The organism is Paraburkholderia phosphatilytica (assembly GCF_003443895.1).
In the GTDB taxonomy this organism is placed as follows: domain Bacteria; phylum Pseudomonadota; class Gammaproteobacteria; order Burkholderiales; family Burkholderiaceae; genus Paraburkholderia; species Paraburkholderia phosphatilytica.
In genome coordinates, this window is the sequence record NZ_QQOA01000014.1 from 88,203 (window position 1) to 107,688 (window position 19,486).

Annotated in this window: 16 protein-coding genes; 4 read left to right on the forward strand and 12 right to left on the reverse strand. The window is 66.2% G+C overall.

What is annotated here, in order from left to right; all coding sequences use genetic code 11:
• Nucleotides 1–12 precede the first annotated feature (12 nt).
• From DVS29_RS17030 to DVS29_RS17075, 10 genes are all read right to left on the reverse strand, one after another.
• Nucleotides 13–1,176 carry a glycosyltransferase family 4 protein gene (locus DVS29_RS17030; RefSeq protein ID WP_118181636.1) on the reverse strand — a complete coding sequence of 388 codons (1,164 nt, stop codon included), beginning with the start codon at nucleotides 1,174–1,176 and terminating at the stop codon, nucleotides 13–15.
• Nucleotides 1,177–1,189: 13 nt separating this feature from the next.
• Entirely contained in the window at nucleotides 1,190–2,383 is a 1,194-nt protein-coding gene (locus tag DVS29_RS17035; RefSeq protein ID WP_118181637.1) for a glycosyltransferase family 4 protein, read from the reverse strand.
• A complete protein-coding gene (locus DVS29_RS17040) occupies nucleotides 2,384–3,880 on the reverse strand; it encodes an O-antigen ligase family protein (RefSeq protein ID WP_205962468.1) in 1,497 nt (498 codons plus the stop codon).
• Between the two features lie 3 nt (nucleotides 3,881–3,883).
• The gene (locus tag DVS29_RS17045) at nucleotides 3,884–5,032 is read right to left on the reverse strand and encodes a glycosyltransferase (RefSeq protein ID WP_118181638.1); all 1,149 of its coding nucleotides are present in this window, start codon (nucleotides 5,030–5,032) and stop codon (nucleotides 3,884–3,886) included.
• A gap of 65 nt (nucleotides 5,033–5,097) precedes the next feature.
• Nucleotides 5,098–6,021, reverse strand: coding sequence for a glycosyltransferase family 2 protein (locus tag DVS29_RS17050; RefSeq protein ID WP_118181639.1), 924 nt, complete (start codon nucleotides 6,019–6,021; stop codon nucleotides 5,098–5,100).
• A gap of 56 nt (nucleotides 6,022–6,077) precedes the next feature.
• The gene (locus DVS29_RS17055; RefSeq protein WP_118181640.1) at nucleotides 6,078–8,300 is read right to left on the reverse strand and encodes a polysaccharide biosynthesis tyrosine autokinase; all 2,223 of its coding nucleotides are present in this window, start codon (nucleotides 8,298–8,300) and stop codon (nucleotides 6,078–6,080) included.
• Nucleotides 8,301–8,333: 33 nt separating this feature from the next.
• Nucleotides 8,334–9,530 carry a polysaccharide biosynthesis/export family protein gene (locus DVS29_RS17060; protein ID WP_240655660.1) on the reverse strand — a complete coding sequence of 399 codons (1,197 nt, stop codon included), beginning with the start codon at nucleotides 9,528–9,530 and terminating at the stop codon, nucleotides 8,334–8,336.
• Complete coding sequence (locus DVS29_RS17065) at nucleotides 9,509–9,952, reverse strand: arsenate reductase/protein-tyrosine-phosphatase family protein (protein WP_118181642.1); 444 nt, start codon at nucleotides 9,950–9,952, stop codon at nucleotides 9,509–9,511. Before DVS29_RS17065 ends, DVS29_RS17060 begins: the two co-directional genes overlap by 22 nt.
• Nucleotides 9,953–9,975: 23 nt before the next feature.
• A complete protein-coding gene (locus DVS29_RS17070) occupies nucleotides 9,976–11,394 on the reverse strand; it encodes a UDP-glucose dehydrogenase family protein (protein WP_118181643.1) in 1,419 nt (472 codons plus the stop codon).
• Nucleotides 11,395–11,418: 24 nt separating this feature from the next.
• On the reverse strand, nucleotides 11,419–12,792 hold the full coding sequence (locus DVS29_RS17075) for an undecaprenyl-phosphate glucose phosphotransferase (RefSeq protein ID WP_118181644.1): 1,374 nt from the start codon (nucleotides 12,790–12,792) through the stop codon (nucleotides 11,419–11,421).
• On the opposite strand from DVS29_RS17075, the gene DVS29_RS36920 reads away from it, so the two are divergent.
• The gene (locus DVS29_RS36920) at nucleotides 12,755–12,985 is read left to right on the forward strand and encodes a hypothetical protein (RefSeq protein WP_164707934.1); all 231 of its coding nucleotides are present in this window, start codon (nucleotides 12,755–12,757) and stop codon (nucleotides 12,983–12,985) included. The genes DVS29_RS17075 and DVS29_RS36920 overlap by 38 nt on opposite strands.
• 243 nt (nucleotides 12,986–13,228) lie before the next feature.
• Entirely contained in the window at nucleotides 13,229–14,785 is a 1,557-nt protein-coding gene (locus DVS29_RS17080; RefSeq protein WP_118181645.1) for a mannose-1-phosphate guanylyltransferase/mannose-6-phosphate isomerase, read from the forward strand.
• Between the two features lie 104 nt (nucleotides 14,786–14,889).
• Here DVS29_RS17080 and DVS29_RS17085 read toward each other — a convergent pair whose 3' ends face one another.
• Nucleotides 14,890–16,047: a transposase gene (locus DVS29_RS17085; RefSeq protein WP_118181646.1), complete on the reverse strand. Its 1,158-nt coding sequence runs from the start codon at nucleotides 16,045–16,047 to the stop codon at nucleotides 14,890–14,892.
• Between the two features lie 243 nt (nucleotides 16,048–16,290).
• Complete coding sequence (locus DVS29_RS36925) at nucleotides 16,291–16,554, reverse strand: hypothetical protein (protein ID WP_124800663.1); 264 nt, start codon at nucleotides 16,552–16,554, stop codon at nucleotides 16,291–16,293.
• Between the two features lie 159 nt (nucleotides 16,555–16,713).
• On the opposite strand from DVS29_RS36925, the gene DVS29_RS17090 reads away from it, so the two are divergent.
• Both DVS29_RS17090 and DVS29_RS17095 read left to right on the forward strand, forming a co-directional pair.
• The gene (locus DVS29_RS17090) at nucleotides 16,714–18,630 is read left to right on the forward strand and encodes an NHL repeat-containing protein (RefSeq protein WP_118181647.1); all 1,917 of its coding nucleotides are present in this window, start codon (nucleotides 16,714–16,716) and stop codon (nucleotides 18,628–18,630) included.
• A gap of 54 nt (nucleotides 18,631–18,684) precedes the next feature.
• On the forward strand, nucleotides 18,685–19,479 hold the full coding sequence (locus DVS29_RS17095) for a phosphate/phosphite/phosphonate ABC transporter substrate-binding protein (RefSeq protein ID WP_118181648.1): 795 nt from the start codon (nucleotides 18,685–18,687) through the stop codon (nucleotides 19,477–19,479).
• Nucleotides 19,480–19,486 lie beyond the last annotated feature (7 nt).

A 19,486-nucleotide genomic window follows, 5' to 3' on the forward strand; every position in this document is an offset into this window, starting at 1 on the left:
CGCCGCTACGCGCTAATGCACGCCGTCCGCGATCGCTTCCTCGTACACCCGCGCGACCCGCTTCGCGATCACCGCGTTGTCGAAGTGATCGCGCGCGTACGCGTGACACGCTTCGGCGTCCGGCAGCCGGATCGCTCCACACAGCGCACCCGCGAGACCATCCGCGATCGCCGCGGCGCCCGTAGCAGGCAACACCAGATCCTGCGACAGCCCCGCGACCGCCTCCGGCAATCCGCCCACCGGCGTGACCAGCACCGGCGTGCCCGACGCCAGCGATTCCGCGGTGATCAGCCCGAAGCCTTCGAGCGCGACGGTCGGCACCACGCTGATGGTGGCTGCGCGATACAGCGCGGCGAGATATGCGTCGGGTACGAAACCGAGCAGCCGGACGTTGTCGTCGAGGCCCGCGTCGTCGATCCGCTTCTGAAGATCCGCGCCGATCTTGCCCTTGCCCGCAATCAGCAGCAGCACGTCCGGCACGCGCTTCTTCAGCAGGCTGACCGCGTCGATCAGATCTTCCAGGCCCATGCGACGCACCAGACGCCGCACCGCGAGCACGATCGGCCGGCCGTGCGGCAATTGCAGACGATGCCGCGCTTCGGCGGGCGACATCGGCAGATTGAACTGCGCGACGTTCACGCAGCCCGGCACGACGCGAATGCGCTCGGGGTCGATCCCATAGCGCGACGTGAGGATCTGCCCGAATGCATTCGACAGCACGATCAGCCGCGACGAGCGCTCGTACACCGACTGTTCGAGATAGCGCTTCACGCGCTGGCCGAGCGAATCGGCGCCTTCCACCTGGCTCTCGTCGGCCCACGGACCCTGGAAATGCGAAACCTGCGGAATGCCGCGCGCGACGTCGAGGCCGGGAAACGTGTACAGCGCGAAGTGCGACGAGATCACGTCGGGCCGATGCCGCGCGATCTCCCGGCGCAGCGCGCGGCGCGCCGCCATCAGCCGCAACGGCAGCGACTGCGACGCCGGGCCGAAACCCTGGATCGCGCCGCCCGTATCTTCCGCCACCTGCGGCGACCCCGCGACGACCCCACGCACTTCGACGCCCGCGCCAGGCAGCGCGCCCACCAGCGAGTAGTACATCCGGTCGAGGCCGCCGGCGCGCTCCGGAAACCAGTGCATGCCGATCTGCAGCGATTTGATTGAGCGGTGGTTCATGTCGGTTCCCCTTTCATGGTTGCGTCGTCGTTGGTGTGGGTGCGAGTGCTGCGGTCTGGACGCTGCGGTCTTCGCGTTCGTCTGCCAGTTGCCGGTACAGCGCGAGGTACTGCCCGGCCATCCGCGCCCAGCCGAACTGCGCCGCGAGTTCGCCAGCCGCGCGGCCCATCGCGCGGCACCGTTCGCTGCAGTCGGCCAGGCGCGCGACCGCATCGGCGAGCGCGTGTGGATCGTCCGGATCGTCGAGCACGATCCCGCATTCGGCGGTGATGATCTCCGCGCCGCCCGCGGTGCGCGCGGTGACGACCGGCAGACCCGCCGCCATCGCTTCGAGCAGCGACAGGCTCATCGCTTCGTAGCGCGACGGAAACACGAACGCATCCGCCGAATGCATCAGCGCGGGCATCTCCTTCACGAGCCCCAGAAAATGCACGCGGTGCGCAATGCCGAGCTTGCGCGCGAGCGCCGGATACGGACTATCGGTCAGAACACCCGCGACGGCGATCTGCACGTGCTGCGGCAGCGTCCGCAACGCTTCGAGCACCGTGCCGAGATTCTTGCGCGGCGTACGCAGGTCGCCGACGAAGAGCAGCAGAAACGCAGCTTGCGGCAGGCCGAATTTCGCGCGGTCGCCGCTCGCGGCCGCGAAGCCTTCGGCATCGACGCCGTTGTAGATCACATCGAGCCGGTTGCGCGGCGTGAGCCCGATCGCATCGATCTCGTCGGCGACCTTCTTCGATACCGCGGCCACCACGCGCGAGCGGCGGTACGCCCAGCGTTCGAGCCACGCATTCACGCGCGTGTACACGAACTGATACGACGACCACAGGCTGCGGCCGATCCCGAACGGGTAGTAGCGGCTGCGCGCCCAACCGCCATGCACGAAGTGCGCGGTGTTCACGTCGGCCTTCGCCCACGTGATGAAGCCGTTCACGTGCAGCACGTCATAATCCGCGCGATGCGCGCGCAGCCACAGCGCGCTTTTCAGCGCGAACACCTGCTGGCGCAGCAGGTTGGTGGGCCACCATTTGCCGGGCTTCACGCGCACCCAGCGCGCGTGGGGATACGCGAGCAGCTCGGGCGCGACCTGCGACGCGACCAGCGTAACCTCGAAGCCCGCTTCGAGCGCGGCGCGGGCGATTTCATGATTGACGCGCCCCTGGCCATCGTTGTGGCGCACCACGTGGGTGACGATCGCGACTCTCAATCAGGTGTCTCCGGGATGAATGCGGGCTGCCCTGCGCGTGGCCTTCTGCCAGTGCGCCGCGGACAGGATCGAAAACGCGCTCGAAAACAGCAGCAGGCCGCCGGTGCCGACGAGCGAGTTGGTGAACACGAGCATCGCGAAGATCGACAGCGCGAGGCTCAGGCACGCGGATGCATAGCGGTCGTTGCGCACCGCGAACGATGCGCGCACCGCGCGCATCAACAGCCACAACGTGCCCGACAGATACAGCAGCGTGCCGGGCCAGCCGAGCACGAACGGAATGTTCATCACGCCGCTGTCGAAGCTGCCGTATTTGCCGAGTTCGCCGCTGTCGCTGGAGAGCTTCGTCGACGAGCCGGTTGCGCCGAGGCCTTCGCCGGTCACGTCGGTGAACGCGGTCTTCGCGAAGGTCGCGTAGAACGCGTTGCGCGCGGCATAGCTCTGGTCGTCGTGGAGATTCACGAGCGTCTGCAGCCGCGCCTGCATGCGCTCCGCCACCGGCCCCACCGCAAGCAGCGGCACGCACAGCCCGGTCAGCAGCACCGCGCTCGCGACGATGCGAATGCGCACGGTGTTGTTCGACTTCAGCAACTGGATGAACAGCGCGATCACCCAGCCGCCCCACGTGGAGCGCACCAGCGAAAGCGCGAACGAGATGAAGCCGAGCGCGCCCGCCACCCAGCGCACGCGGTGCTTCGCGGCCATCACGAACACCATCGCGCCCATCATCGCGAACGCGAACGGACCGGACGAATTCATCGTGCTGAACACGCGCACGCCGAACGGCACGGGATCGCCCTGCGAGCTCATGTCGGAGCCCATCATCCACATCGCGTCCCACGGCGGCATGATGAAGAACTGCACGATGCCGTAGCCGCCCATCGCGAGCATGCCCCAGATGAACGTGTTGACGATCGCGTCGCGGTACTGCGGATACTGGCGCGAATGCGCCATGATGTGAAAGCCGATCAGCACCGGATAGAGCCAGTTCGCGAGATCGTAAGTCGCGGCGAGCGGCCCGACCGACACCACGCCGACGAGGTACGCATACGCGATGCCGCCGAGCATCAGCAGCACCGGCAGTCCGCGCCGCTGCGCGAGCACCGGGTAGTAGCGCACGAGCGACAGCCCGCTCACCATCGTCACCGCGAGCGGCGCGATCTGGATCAGGCTCGTGGGCGTGAACGCGCCCTTCGCGTAGTCCGCGAGGCGCCGCACTTCCGGGCTCAGGAACCACGTCCACCACATGAAGCCGACATAGCGCGCGGGGCTGCGGAAATACAGCCAGACGCCCGTCGCGATCGCGAGCACCGGAAAGCCGACCGTCAGCGCGGAGCCCTGATGCGCGAGGATCAGCACGCCGGTGAGCGTCCACAGCGCGAGCGGCGGCAGCCAGGCTTTCGGGTCGTCGCGCAACAGGCGCGATGCGCGCGAGCCGTGTGGTGCTGGCGCGCTGCCGGACGTATCGTGCGCCGGCGCGGAGATGAGCGTCGACATGCGTCACAGCCCTCCGCCTGCGCGGCCGGATGCGTAGCCGCCGGCGTTCGAACGCGCCGTTGCCGCATGCGGACGCTTCGTGCGCAGCAGTTCGTTCGTGATCCACACGTGCTGCTGCGCGTAGTGCTGCGTCGTGAGATCGCGCGCGATGAGTTGTCCCACGGCCTCGCACGCCTGCGCGAGCGCGGCTTCGGGCCGCACCGCGAGACGGCTCGCGGCATCGCGCAGCGCGGCCGGATCGAAGGGCGGCACGTAGGACACCGCGTGATCGTCGAAGTAATCGTCGACGGCGCCCACGCGCGTGACGATCATCGGCTTGCCGACGGCCGCCGCTTCCAGCATCACGGTAATGCCCGACGCGTGCGCGTTCGGCCGCAGCGGCACCACGATCACGTCGGCCCAGTCGTACAGCTCGCGCTGTTTCGCAAGGCCAGGGGCCGACGCGATCCGCACATTCGGCGCATGCAACGACGCGGGAATCCGCCGGCGCGTGGCGAGCCGCACGTCGTAGCGCGCGTCGTGGCCGAACGCCTTCACGAAGGTGTCCCAGTCGCGGTCGCGGTCGTTACCGATCGCGGCGACCCGCAGCGGCGTATGCGGCTGCCACGCGCGCGGCGCGCGCACCGGAAAGTCGACCGTGTTGAGGCCGTAGTACACCTGCACCGCGTCACGCTCCAGATAGCGGCGGCAGAGCCGCGCGTTGTCGCTCGCGAGCGTCGTCAGTACGTCCGCGCGCGCGATCAGCCGGCGATAGCACCAGCGCCGCAGCGCGCCATACTCGGGCCAGCGGTCGAGCAGCCACACGCTCTGCGCGAGCAGCAGCGGCGCCGTGGCGCGCGGGCGGCCGTGCAGGAGCAGCAGCAGCGCGACCGACAGATGCTCGTGCTCGGTATGCGTCCAGATCACATCGGAGCGCAGGATTTCGCCGCGGTTGCGCCATGTGTGAATGAAGTCGAAGCCGAGCACGGCTTTCAGCGCGCGTCGCGCGAGTCGCATCGGCGTGCGTTCGCGCGTGTCCTGCGAATAGGTCAGCGCGAACTCGTCCGACTCCGCGTGGTGATAACCGTACAGGCAACCGATATCGTCGCCCTTGCGGTAGTGACGCGGGTCGGCGCCGTAAAACAGGTGCACGTGGACCTTGGTCGCATTCATGCAGGATTCCCCCGACTGTCCGTGATGGCTCGTGCGCTGATGGCGCGGTGCTATGTCGACGTGCGTCACAGCGCGGCGCGGCGTGCTTCCTGCGCGCCCGTGCGCACCGCGCGCCAGCGTGCGAGCGTCGCGCCGCCGCGCTTCGACGCGAGCGCGAGCACCGCATGCACGAAGCCCGGATACACGCGCGTGCCGACGAGCGCATACCACCACCACGCGGTCTCGCGACGCATCGGCGGCAGTTGCGCGCGCAGGATCAGATGCAGGTTGTACGCGGCATTGCGCACGGCCTGCATCGTCTGCGCGTCGCGGCGGTCTTCGTCGAAGCGTTCGGCGGGGAAGTGATCGACGGCGACCTGCGGGTCGTAGACGAGCTTCCAGCCGGCGTTCTTCACGCTCATGCTGAACGCCATGTCGTTGTGCACCTGCGCGCCCGCACCGCGCAGCCGGCTGTCGAAGCGGATCGCGCGGATCGCGTCGCGGCGGTAGCTCATGTTCGCGCCTTTCAGCAGGTCCACTTCGCGCGCGACGCCCACCCCGAGATGGTGGTTGCCGACAATCTTCCCCGACGTGCGCAGCTTGCCGACGAGCGGCCGCGCGCCGTCCAGCACGCGGCCGCTCTGGTGCACCCAGTCGCGGCCGCCGAGCGCGCCGAGTCGCGGGTCCGCGTCGAACGCCATCGCGATACGCGCGACCCAGTCGTTGCGCGGCGCGGCGTCGTCGTCGGTGATCGCGATCACGTCGCCGGTCGCGGCGTCGAGCCCGCGGTTGAGCGCGGCCACCTGGCCCGGCACGTCCACCGGCACCACGACGAGCGGCAGCAGGCGGCTCGCCACATGCTGGCGCAGGCCTGCATGCGTGATCTCGTCGTCAGGACGGGCCACGACGATCACTTCGTCGGGACGCCGCCGCTGCCGCGTCAACGCCGCGAGACAACGCGCGAGATCCGCCGGGCGGCGATAGGTCGGAACGAGTACGGAGACTTTCATCGGGATCCTCCAGTGCGTCGGCACTTCGGTTCGGCAGGCGAGGCTCTTGGCCCGCATCACGCGCTCAGATACTCCTGCACCGCCGCGTAGCCGCGTCCATACGCGCCACGCGCGCGCTGCGGCATCGCGTTGAAGATCGCGCCCTGCACCTGCACGCCGCCCGACTTCAGGCGCTTCAGCATGTCCGCGAGTTCGCCTTCGCTGTGCATGCCCGAGCGCACCGCGACGAACGTGGTGCCGGCCTGCGCGCCGATCAGCGCGGCGTCCGTCACTGCGAGCACCGGCGGCGTGTCGATCAGGATCACGTCGTAGCGCTCGACGAGCGTCTCCAGCGACTGCTGCAGACGCGGCGACATCAGCAGCTCCGACGGATTGGGCGGACGGCGGCCGCACGAAATGAACTGCAGGTTCTCCACTTCGCTGCCGCGGATCGCTTCGTCGAGCGCGATCTGTCCGGACAGCAGTTCGGAGAAACCGTTGTCGGGCGAACCGCCCAGATAGCGTTCGAGCGCGCCGCGCCGCATGTCACCGTCGATCATCAGCACGCGCTTGCCTGAATGCGCAAGCAGCACCGCGAGGTTGACGGTGAGAAAGCTCTTGCCGACGCCCGGCATCGCGCCGGTCAGCATGATCACGCGGTTGCGCGCATCCATCGTCGAGAACTGCAGCGCGGTCCGCAGGCTGCGCAGGCTTTCCACCGTGACGTCTTTCGGTCGTGCGCTCGCGAGTACCGAGCGCAGCCGGTTGCCGCCGCGCACCACGGTGTGCTCCAGCACCGCCTGCTCGGCGGACAGCGGAATCAGCCCGTACACCGGCAGATGAAATGCGCGCTCCACCTGCTCCGGATCGACGATGCCCTTGAACAGGTTGCGCCGCACGAACACGAAACCCGTACCGACGATCAGGCCGAGAATCGTCGCGGCCGAAACGATCAGCACCTTCTTCGGCTTCGACGGCATGCCGGGCCGCATCGCCGCATCGACGATGTGCACGTTGCCGCCGGTGCCGACGCGCTGCACCGACAGCTCCTGAATGCGGTTCAGCAGCAGCACGTAGATGTCTTCGGCCACTTTCGCGTCGCGCTGCAGTTGCACCGCTTTCACCTCGGTAGCGGGCAGATCGCGGAAACGCGTGTCGTATTTCGCGCGTTCGGCTTCGAGCTGCGCGAGCTGTTCGCTCGCGGCGATCAGCACTGGGTGATCGCTGCCGAAGCGCGCATCGAGCGTCGCGATCTGCAGCTTCATCTGCGAGATCTGCTGCTCGTACTGGATGCTGCCGTCCAGATAGATCTTCGCTTCTTCGCTCGCGTTGATCGAACCGGACTTGCTCTGATAATCGGTCAACGCCGCTTCCGCGCGCACCAGATCGCCCTTCAGGCGCGGCTCTTCGGCGCGCAGGAAATCGAGCATCTTGTTCGCGTCGGCCTGCTTGGTCGCGATGTGCTCCTGTACGTACGACTGCGCGAGCGCATTGGCGATCTGCGATGCGCGCTCGGCATCCGTATCTTCGAGCGAGATGCCGATCACGCCGGTCTGCTTGCCCTGCTCCTGCACGGTGATCGCCGACTGGAACGCGGTGATCGCGTCGAGGTCGTTCATGCGCGCGGCCGTGAAGCGCGTGCCGGGCCGCGCCACCAGCCGCTTCACGAGGATCGTCACGCCGTTGCCCTGTGCCTGCTGACCCACCTGCCCCGTCAGCAGCAGATTGCCGTCGCTGTCTTCGAGCGTGTAGCGGCCCTGCGGCAACGCGGTCAGCATGAGCTTCTTGCCTTCGAGCGAAGGCGTCACGTCGAGTGAATCCACGTCCGCCACTTCACCGCCCCATGCGAACGATGTCATGCCGAGCCAGGGCTTCGCCAGTTCGCCGGGCGTGGCGAGCCGCGCGGCGAGATTGCCGAGCACCGGAATCGTCTTCGGCGCGACGAAGAAGTTCAGCTTGAAGCGGTCCACCACCGGTTCGACGACGCTGCGGCTCTTGATCATCTCGATCTCGGCATCGGTAGGCAGCGACGATGAACCGGTCGACACCGCCGCGCCCGTCTGAGTCTGCGTGAGCGCCTGCGACGTGAAATCCGACGGCTCGACGCGCACGCGCGCATCCGCCGTGTAGACGGGTTTCGCGACGTAGCAGTAGAACACTGCGATGGCCACGACCGTCGCGGCAATCGCGATCAGCCACCAGACGTCGTCGAGCATGACCTGCAGCAGGTCGCCGAGGACCACGTCCTCTTCTTCGGTCTTCGGCGTTACGGTCAGTGCGGTATGGGCTTGCGTGTTCACGGTTCGGTCCCGGTGGATGGGTGGCGGTGCGCGTCAGCGTGTGATCTGCTTCGTGTAGAACACGGCCTGGATGGTCGGCAGCACCTCCAGCAGCACGCGGTTGAACGTCGTGGACGAAGCCGTGCCGACATAGACGACGTCGAGCGGCTTCAGCTGGAATTTCGTCGACAGCATGATCGAGTCCGGCTGCGTCATGTCGAGCCGGTACACGTCGGGCTGCGTCGGGTGGTCCATCATTCCGCGCATCACGTAGATCTGGCGCGGGTTCGCGTCGGTATCGAGAATGCCGCCGGCTTGCGTGAGCGCATCCGCGATCGTCAGGCGGCCCTTCAGCATCGGCATCTGGGTCGGCGTCTTCACTTCGCCGAGCACGAAGACGCGGGTGTCGGTGCGGTCCGGAATGTTGATGATGTCGCCGCTCTGCAGCATCACGTCCTGCGACGTGTCGCCGCGATCGAGCAGACGGTTCGCGTCCAGCACGTACAGGTGGTGGTTGCGCGTGAGCCGCACGCGCTGGATGTCGGCGTCGGTCGTCGTGCCGCCCGAACGCGTGATCGCGTCGACAAGCGTCAGCGGCATGTCGCTGATCGCGAGCGGCCCCGGCTGCTTGACCTCGCCCGTCACCTGCACCTTCTGGCTGCGGTATGCGAGCACGCGCACGTCGACCTGCGGGTTCCTGATGTAGCGCACGAGGCCGCTCGCAAGCTGCTCGCGCAGATCGTTGACGGTCTTGCCCGCCGCATGAATGCGGCCGACGAACGGGAAGTAGATCGTGCCGTCCGGTGCGACGGTCTGCCCGTACGGATCCGCTTCGCCCGGCAACGCGGCGGTATACGGCTGCGCGAGCGCCTGGCCGAGCGTCTGCGTGGTGTTGCCGCCTGCGGAAAACGTGCTGCCCTGCGGCGTCGACAGTTCCGGATGGTCGTACACGGTCACGCCGAGAATGTCCTGCGGTGCGATCCGGTACACGTAGTCCGCCGGATTCGCGAACGGCGGCAGCGGCAGGTCCTGCGGCGGCGGCGCGGCCTGGGTCTGCTCGTCGACCAGTTCTTCGTCGATCAGGTGGACTGGATAGTTCGGCTGCTGCTTGCGCGCGGCCGCTTCGTCGAGCCGCGACGTATCGAGGTAATTGCCGGGCGCCGTCGAGCACGCACTCATGCAGACGGTGAGAACCAGCGCCAGCGCAGGCGCGATTGCGAGGTCGAGCTTCAGCATAGTCGGTCCAGCCATCCCTTCACCAGATGTTCGATCAACGCGAGACTGTCGCGATACATCGCCTCGTCGAGGCCGTGCGGATCGGGCACGTCCGAGTCTTCCCACTTGCCGAGCGCATGCACCTTGCCGCGCGAGGTCGGCGCGAGCGCTTCCACCTGCTTCACCTGGCGACGCTCGGTCACGAGCACGAGGTCCGCATCGCAGATCAGGCGCCGCGTGAGACGCCGCGAACAATGCTCATGGCCGCCGACGCCGCGTTCGGCGAGCAGCCGCACCATCATCGGGTCCATGCCGTCGCCATCCAGCGCGCGCAGCCCCGCCGAGTGAAACGCCGACGCGCCGCGCGAACGGCGGCGCTGCCACGCGCGAAACAGCCGCTCCGCCGCGGGCGAGCGGCACACGTTCGCATGGCAGACGATCAGCACGTTGTCGAACATGGCGTCGGCTCCTCGGCGTTGTGTCATGCGTCCGCGCCGGCGAGCGCGTTCACGTCGTCGTGCAGCGCGCGGTCCGTCTGTGTGCCCTGACGGCCGATCGCGTGATACTCGAAGCCGAGTTCGCGCATCGCGGCGGGTTCGTAAAGATTGCGGCCGTCGAAAATCAGCGGCGCCTTCAGGCGCGCCTTCAGCGCGTCGAAATCAGGCATCCTGAAGACTTTCCATTCGGTGAGGATCACGAGCGCGTCGGCGCCGTCCAGCACGTCCATTTCGTCGGGGGCGAACGTGAGGCGCGCGTGCTGCGCGGGCGCATGCGCGAGATCGCGCTCGAACGCGTGCGTGGCTTCGCCGGTCGCGACCGGGTCGTACGCTTTCACGGCAGCGCCGAGCGCGAGCAGTGCCGCGATCAGCGGACGGCTCGGCGCTTCGCGCATGTCGTCGGTATTGGGCTTGAACGCGAGACCCCAGACGCCGAACGTGCGGCCGCTCAGGTCGTCGCCGAAGCGCGCCACGATCTTGTGCGCGAGAATCTGCTTCTGCGTTTCGTTGACGGCCTCGACCGCCTGCAGGATGCGCAGGCTCTGGCCGTGTTCGTCGGCCGTGCGCGCGAGCGCCTGCACGTCTTTCGGAAAGCACGAGCCGCCATAGCCGCAGCCCGCGTACAGGAAGTCGTAGCCGATGCGCGGATCGGAGCCGATGCCGCGCCGCACTGCTTCGATATCGGCGCCCACCACGTCGGCCAGATTCGCGAGTTCGTTCATGAACGAGATGCGCGTGGCGAGCATCGCGTTCGCCGCGTATTTCGTGAACTCGGCAGAGCGCACGTCCATGTGCAGCGTGCGTTCGCGGTTGCGGTTGAACGGCGCGTACAGGCGCTTCATCAGTTCGCGGGCCTTTTCGCCGGGCACGTCGTCGCTGCAGCCCAGCACGATGCGATCGGGCCGCGCGAAGTCTTCGACAGCCGCGCCTTCCTTCAGGAACTCCGGATTCGACACCACCGAGTACATGTGCCGCGCGCCCCGCGCCTTCAGCTCGCCGGCAATCGCATCGCTCACGCGCGCGGCCGTGCCGACCGGCACCGTCGACTTGTCGACGATCACCTTGAAGCCGTCCATATGGCGGCCGATGTTGCGCGCCGCCGCGAGCACGTATTGCAGGTCCGCCGAGCCGTCTTCGTCCGGCGGCGTGCCCACCGCGATAAACAGGATGTCGCCGTGCGCGACGGCCGCCTCCACGTCGGTGGAGAACGTGAGCCGCTTCGCGCGGCGATTGCGCGCGATGATGTCGAGCAGACCCGGCTCGTGGATCGGCATGCCGCCGCCGTTGAGCACGTCGATCTTGCGCGCGTCCACGTCGAGGCAGAACACGTCGTTGCCGATGTCCGCGAGGCAGGCGCCCGTCACGAGCCCTACGTAGCCGCTGCCGATGATCGTCACATTCATGGATTGCACCTCGGTAACAGGAGTTCAGTACGCGTTGCGTCCCGCGAAGCCCTTCCACATCGTCAGCGCGACGATCTTGATGTCGAGCCAGAAGGTCCAGTGCTGCATGTAGTACAGGTCGAGCTTCACGCGGCCCATCATCTTTTCGATCCGGTCGGTTTCGCCGCGATAGCCGTTGATCTGCGCCCAGCCGGTGATGCCGGGCTTGATCCGGTAGCGGTGCATGTAGCCCTTCACCAGATCCTTGTAGATGTCGTCGTGCTCGAGTGCATGCGGGCGCGGCCCGACCACCGACATGTCGCCGAGCAGCACGTTGATGAACTGCGGCAGTTCGTCGAGGCTCGTGCGGCGCAGGAACGCGCCGACCCGCGTGATGCGCGGATCGCCGCGTCGAGCCTGGGTGACCTTGCCGGCCGCCTCGTGATGCACGCGCATCGAGCGGAACTTGAAAATCTCGAACTGGTTGCCGTCGATACCCTTGCGCTTCTGGCGGAAAAACACCGGCCCCGGCGAAGACAGCTTGACCAGCATCGCGATCACGAGCATCAGCGGCGCGAGCGCGGTCAGCGCGCCGAGCGCGAAGAAGCGGTCGAACACGCGTTTCGGCAGCACGCGCAGATCGGTGATCGGCGACGCGGCGAGATTGATCGCGGGCACGCCCAGCAGATCGACCACCGGCTCGCGGAACAGCGTCAGGCTCTGCACGTCCGGAATGAAGCGGATGTTCACGAAGTCGTTGCGCAGCTCCACCACGAAGCGATGGATCGTGCGTTCCTTCGAGATGGGCAGCGCGAGCCACAGTTCGCGGATGTTGCGGCCGCGGATCAGACGGATCATCGCGTCGAAGTCGCGCTCCACCGGCATGCCGTCGATCTCCTGATGCTCGCCTTCATCGTCGTCGAACACCGCGACCGGCCGGAAGCCGGCCTCCGGGCGGCCGCGCATCTGGCGGCTCAGGAAACGCGCATAGCGCGCGCCGCTCACGATCGCGACGGCCTTGTGGTTATAGCCGCCGCGCCGCAGCCCCTTCAGCACCGTATGCACGATGCCCTTCGAGAGCATCAGCAAGGCGACGCTTGCGACGGCCCAGTACGCGAGCCACAACCGCGACAGCAGGTCCGAACGATGCAGGCTGAAGCTGATCAGGATGCCGATGCCTTCCACGACGAGCCACGCGAGCGCGACGCGCACCAGCAGATCGTAGACACGCTGACCGCGCCACGACTGATAGATGCCGAACACGGGAAACAGCCAGATCACGAGCAGACAGTTGAACGCGAGCGCGATGTCCTGGAAGTCGCTGAGCCAGACGAACTCGCCGCCATACGCCGCGGCGGCGATCAGCGCGCCGGCGGTCACCATGGCAATGTCGATGATTCTGGATAGAACGCTCAGCATGGAAGCGCACCTCGTGTCGATCGGGCAACCGGCGTCCGGAATCGCATTGCTTTGTGTTGCGCTGGCGAAATGCGACCCGGTCACCTGCATGGGTATAGATAAAGCCGCATTTAAATTTCCGGCGCAAGCTGGCAAAAAATCTTTAAATTCCGCGGGGATTTTTTCTGACTTATTTTTATATTTTTACCGCTGATCGATGCGGCCAGATGCCCGACTGACAGGCGTTCCAGCGGCGCAGCGTCACGCACCGCGCCACCAGTCGAATGGCGGCGGTATTTTTTCGAATTATTTTTATCCGCCTGAATTCATCGAAATTCCTGCCGACACACAGGTCCCGACACCGGAAGATAAAATTTAAACGGATTATCGATGCGTTTTATTGACGATTTACGTCGTGCTACAACTACCCGCACCCATTCAGTGTGAGGAGAACGACATGTCGGTTCCGGTTACAACGGCAGCAACCGCGAGTGGCGCCCGTACCACCGCTGCTGCCGGCGTCAAACTGAAAGTGCATCCGGTCATTCTCGCGGGCGGCTCGGGCACGCGCCTGTGGCCGATGTCCCGCGAGCAGCATCCGAAGCAGCTGATCGGACTCCTGGGCAGCGATTCGCTGCTGCAATCCACCGCGCGCAGGCTCGACGCGCTCGATGCGGGCTACCCGCTCGCGGAGCAGCTCGTGGTGGTCTGCAACGAGGAACATCGCTTCACGACCGCCGAGCAGTTGCGCACGAGCGGCAAGGCCGCGCGCCTGATTCTCGAACCGACGGGACGCGACACGGCACCCGCGCTGACGGTGGCCGCGCTGTCGATCGCTACCGACGACGAAGACGGCATCATGGTCGTGATGCCCGCCGACCATGCCGTCGCCGACCTGTCAGGCTTCCAGTCCGCGCTCGGACAGGGCGTGCGCTTCGCGGTGACCGGCCATATCGTAACGATGGGCATCGTGCCGACGCATGCGGAAACGGGCTTCGGCTATATCCGGATCGGCGAGCCGCTCGCGCAGGCAGCGGATGGCGAAGGGCCGGACATTAGTGCGCCTGGTGCCGTTAGCGCGGCGCGACACCTCGAACGATTCGTCGAAAAGCCGCATCTGGAGCTCGCGCAGCAGTACGTCGCATCGAACGCGTACTGGTGGAACAGCGGCATTTTCATCGTGCGCGCGTCCACGTGGCTGAAGGCGATCCGCCACTTCGAGCCCGCCATTTACGACGCGTGCATCGACGCCTGCGCGACCGGCACCGCGGACGGCGACTTCTTTCGCGTGGGGCGCGATGCGTTCGCGGCGTCACCGTCCAATTCGATCGACTACGCGGTGATGGAGCGGCTCGGCAGCGATGCCTCGGTGGCGACCGGCGCGGTCGTGCCGCTCGCGGCCGGCTGGTCCGACGTCGGCTCGTGGGATGCGATCTGGGCGATCTCGCCGAAAGACGATACGGGCAACGTAGGCCGGGGGCATGTGCTGTTCGAAGGCGCGCAGACCACCTTCGCGCATTCCGAAGGACGCCTGATCGCCTGCGTCGGCACGCACGATCTCGTCGTCGTCGAGACGCCGGATGCGATTCTCGTCGCCGACAAGGCACGCGTGCAGGACGTGAAGAAGGTGGTGAAACAGATTCAGGGCAATCACGGCACTGAGGCGTCGAATCATCGCAAGGTGCATCGCCCGTGGGGGCACTACGATTCGGTGGATGCCGGAGAGCGCTTCCAGGTGAAGCGCATCGTCGTGAAGCCGGGCGCGCGTCTGTCGCTGCAGATGCACCATCACCGCGCGGAGCACTGGATCGTCGTGCGCGGTACGGCGCTCGTGACGCGCGGCGACGAACGCTTCGTCGTGTCGGAAAACGAATCCGCGTACATCCCGCTCGGCGTCACGCACCGGCTCGAAAACCCCGGCAAGATGCCGCTCGAAATCATCGAAGTGCAGTCGGGCTCCTATCTCGGCGAAGACGACATCGTGCGTTTCGACGATACCTATGGGAGAAAGTGAAGCGGTGGAAGTAAAGCCGCGCGTGTGCGGCGAACGGCGGGGCGCGGTCGAATGGCGATGACCGCGCTCCGCTCAGCGCACGCTCATTTTCACGTTCACGTAGCTCACCCGACCTGGACCAGCAGCCGCGGCACGTCGTTCGCGGAACCGCCCGGATCGCCTTCGCCATCCGCCAGCGTCGGTACGCGCTCTGACGGATACCGTTTCAACGGCACCCAGCGGCCGTTCACGTTCATCGTGTCCGGCACGCATGCGAGCGTCGCCACCGCCTTGACCGCTTCCAGTGCTTCCTGATCGGGCTGCAGTGCGACGGGCTGCCGTGCGAGCTCATCGAGCGTGGCAGCCGGCATCGCGGGCGCGTGCTGCGCCACGCATTCATGCTGCCGCTGCGGTTCGCCGACGCCGTTGTGCACGCGCAGGTCCGCGTCGATCCATTGCTGCGCCCAGTCCAGCGCGTAGCATCGCGCCGCCTCGGCGTGGTCGAAGCGCGGCCCGATCAGACCGGAGCGTTCGACCCGCTTGCCGTCGCGCGTAATCTCGACCGCGGCGCGATACGTGTCGTTCGACGCCTTGTGCACCAGCGCGTGAACCAGATAACCGTACCGGTTCACGATCTGCTCACCCAGCGATGCCTGGCTCGACCAGACCAGCGGACTGCGCGCCGGCATGGCGGGCGGCACGGGCACGCGACGCTGCGCATTCGGCATCACGCCAAAGGCGCCTGCGCGCGATGGCGGGGGCACAGACACGGCCACCGGCAACCCGTCCTGCCCGGCGAGCTGCCGCGTGATCGTCGCGAACGGATCGGCTGGCTGCCCGGCCACGTATGTTTCCGCGACGGCGCCGGACGCTTGCCACGATTCGGGGCTTCTCCAGTAGACACCGAACGCACCGTCGTCCCGTCGGCCTTCGTCGCGCACACAGGCCACCGGCGCTTCGACCGCACGCGGCAGCGGGGGTGCATCGAGTTCGGGAATATAGGGAAATTGCCGGCCGTTCTGCGACAGGATGCGGACCATCCCGGCCAGCGTGCCGTTGCGTTGCCATTCCTCGAAACGGCGACGGCACGTGGGCCCGGACGGAAAGCGCCCCGGCAGTTTCGACCAGGGTTCGCCGGTCGCAAGGATCCACAGGACGGCATTGGCCACGATGCGCGGCTCGGCGCGCGGACGGCCACGCCGGTTCAGACGCATGACCGGCTCGTCGGACAGCAGCGCGACCAGCTGCGACCACTCTTCGTTGCTCAACTCTTCGACAGACATGCGTTTCTCCACGCAGCCAGGCCGGGGCTGCGGCTTCGGGCAATCGCGAACTTCGTGAACAGGCGATTCGCGTATGCCCTCGGTTGCACAATTGGCTTATGCGTTTTGTGCCGCCTTTTAAATCGCCGCACTGCAGTAGTGCGGTCGTTCCCTGGCGAGAAGCACAAAACAAGGTCTCACTCGTGCATAGGAGAATTTGTGCAGGAAGCATACCACCCTAAGGGTTTGCATGAATATGACTTATCAGAATTTCCTCATGCCGTTTAAATCGCTCCGTTGTCGATCCGCATCAGCCGTACGGTGCAGCCCATACGCGCGCGTCTCCGCGGGGCCTGCGCAGCCGTTCCTGTTTGAACCGGCTTGCGTGACCTTCGCTTCAGCCAGCTCGTTGGTCATCTCGACCGCTTTTATCCGCCTTGAATTTGCAAGCACAATAAAAGAATAAAAAATCAGAAAGAAATGGAATGAAACCTTTCCGCGTTTGACAGGCAAAAACATTTCGTCCAAAAAAGAAATCGTCAGTCTGGGCCTTGCTCAGGCCAAGGGATTGCTTCGTTATCCGACAGGATTTCCTGCAGCGCATTCGGTATCCGCTGACACGGAACGACGCGCATCCTGATGCCGCATTCACGGCCCGTCACCATCACGCTCACGAGGGCAACCCGCATGATCCGATCACTGATACGCGCGGTTCTGTGCGGCGCCGCGCTCGCATTGCTCGCCTCAACCTGCCACGCGCAGTACACGACCGACTGGATCGCCAATACGTTCGGCACGCTCGCCGCGCATGTCGGCAACACCGCGCGCTCGATGTGGGTCGCGCCGGAAGGCGTGATCTACACCGCGTCGTTCTGGGACGAGAACGAAGGCGGCGTCGCGATCTACCAGAACGGCAAAAGCCTCGGCTCGATCGGCGATCACAGCGAGTTTCAGGGCGGCGCGATCACGGGCAACGCAACCTCGATCTTCGCCGCGTTGCAGTACGGCACGTCGTATGGCAGCGGCTCGGTGGGACGTTACAACCGCGCGACCGGGACGCGCGACCTCGTGATTCCGGTGAGCGTGTGGAACGCCGTCAGCCGCGCCGACGTGATCACGGGCCTCGCGACCGCGGGCTCGCTGCTGTACGCGAGCGACTTCTTCGGCAACCGCGTGCGCGTGTTCACGACCGCCGGCGTCTGGCAGCGCGACATCCCGTTGAGCAGCCCGGGCGCACTCGCGCTGGACGGCGCCGGCAACCTGTGGGTCGCGCAGAAGAGCGCCGGGACCGTCGTCGAGTTCAGCGCGGCCGGCGCGGTGCTGGACACGATCCAGCTGCCCGCCGGTTCGCAACCTTCCGCGCTGTATCTGGATGCGTCGAGCCAGCGTCTGATGGTCGGCGACGAAGGCCCGGACATGAACATCAAGCTCTACGACGTGTCCGGCGCACCGGCACTCGTCGGCACGTTCGGCGTTCAGGGCGGCTATCTCGACACCACGTCGGGCATCAAGGGCCAGGTGGGCGACAAGCGCTTCACCCGAATCGTAGGGATCGGCAAGGACACAGCCGGCAATCTGTACGTGCTCAACAATCCGTGGGGCGGCGGCTGGGACCTGGGCCGCAACGGCGGCACGGACCTGCACGCGTACAGCAGCGGCGGCACGCTGTTGTGGACGCTGCAGTCGCTGAACTTCGAAGCGGTCGGCGCGCCCGATCCGGCAACCGACGGCGCCTGGTTCTACAGCGGCACGAACATCTACAGCGGCACCGCGGGCGGAACCTTCGTCGCGAACACCGTCGATCCGTTCACCTACCCCACGGATCCACGCCTCAACATGAACGACACGCAGCGCGACGAGCACTTCGGGCAGCTCGCCGTGATCGGCGGCAACCGGATACTCGTCGCGTCGGGCCAGAATCCGGGCATCTTCTATTTCTTCCACTTCAACCCAGCGAACGGTTATATCGCGATCCCCGACGGCGCGATTCCGGGCCACCCGTTCGACACGACGCTGGAGGTGACGGGCGGCTTCTGCCTCGACAGCAAAGGCGATGTCTGGGCGGGTCTGAACCGCACCAACCGCATCTACCACTACCCGCTGACGGGCTTCGACAGCAGCGGCAAACCAGCGTGGGGCGCCGGCACGTGGACGTCGATTCCGGAAAGCGTGCGGCCGACCACGCGCATCGTCTACCAGCCCGACAGCGACACGATGATTCTCGCGCAGGGTCTCGCGAACAACTGGGACTGGACCGCGATGGACGGCCGGATCGAGGTGTATCACGGCTGGGCCGCGGGCAACATCCGCACGCCCAACCCCGTGATCACGCAGACGGGCGCGAATCCGAAGTCGATCGCGGCGGCCGGCAACTATCTGTTCGTCGGTTACGTGCATACGGTGCCGAACGTCGACGTCTACGATCTGACGACGGGTGCGCTCGTCACCACGTTGACCGATTCGAGCCCGCAGACAGTCGACGTCGGCAACGACGTGGATTCGATGTATGGCCTTCGGGCTTACCTGACGTCGAGCGGGCAGTACGTGATCACGAAGGACAACTACAACGGGTCGAGTATCGTCGTCTACCGCTGGACGCCTTGAGGGCGTTGCGCGTCCCACGAACTCCGCCTGCGCGAACGTGCCACAATCTCCGGCATGACCTGGATCGCCGCCCTGCCGATGTATAACGTCACGCCCGCGCTCGCCGACGACTGGCGCGCGTTGCTCGCGGACGTATTGCGCGCAGTGGCGTCCGATGCGTGCATCGTCTCTCAGTCTGACGATCTGCCCACGCTGTGGCGCGCACCGAACCTGCTGCTGTCGCAAACCTGCGGTTATCCGCTCACGCACGATCTCAACGACGCGGACGTGCAGGTCGTCGCCACGCCGAGGTTCGATGTCGAAGGCTATGAAGGCGCGCGCTATTCGAGTGCGATCGTTGTGCATGCGGATGCGCGATACGCCTCTATCGAAGCGCTGCGCAATCTGCGCGCGGCGTACAACCAGGACGACTCGCATAGCGGCATGAACGCGCTGCGCCATACCGTTGCGCCGTTCGCTGACAAAGGACGCTTTTTCAGCGAAGCGATCCGCACCGGCTCGCACGTGGGTTCGCTGCGAGCGATCGCGGAACGGCGCGCAGATGTCGCGGCGATCGATTGCGTGACGATGGATTATGTGCGTGAAGCCTTGCCTGCCGTTGCGCGCGAGGTTCGCACGCTGGGCTATACGCGCGCGGCGCCGGGTCTGCCTTTGATCGCCTCGCGACAGGTGCCGGCCGAAACGATCAAGGCGTTACGTGCCGCGTTGGAGGAAGCCGTGCAGCATGACGCAGCACGCGCGACACGCCTGCATCTGCGCGGATTCTCGACACTTACGCTGAACGACTACGACGTCATCACGCGGATGGAAGACGAAGCGCGAGCGGCGGGTTATCCGCGGCTCGCGTAGCGAAGGG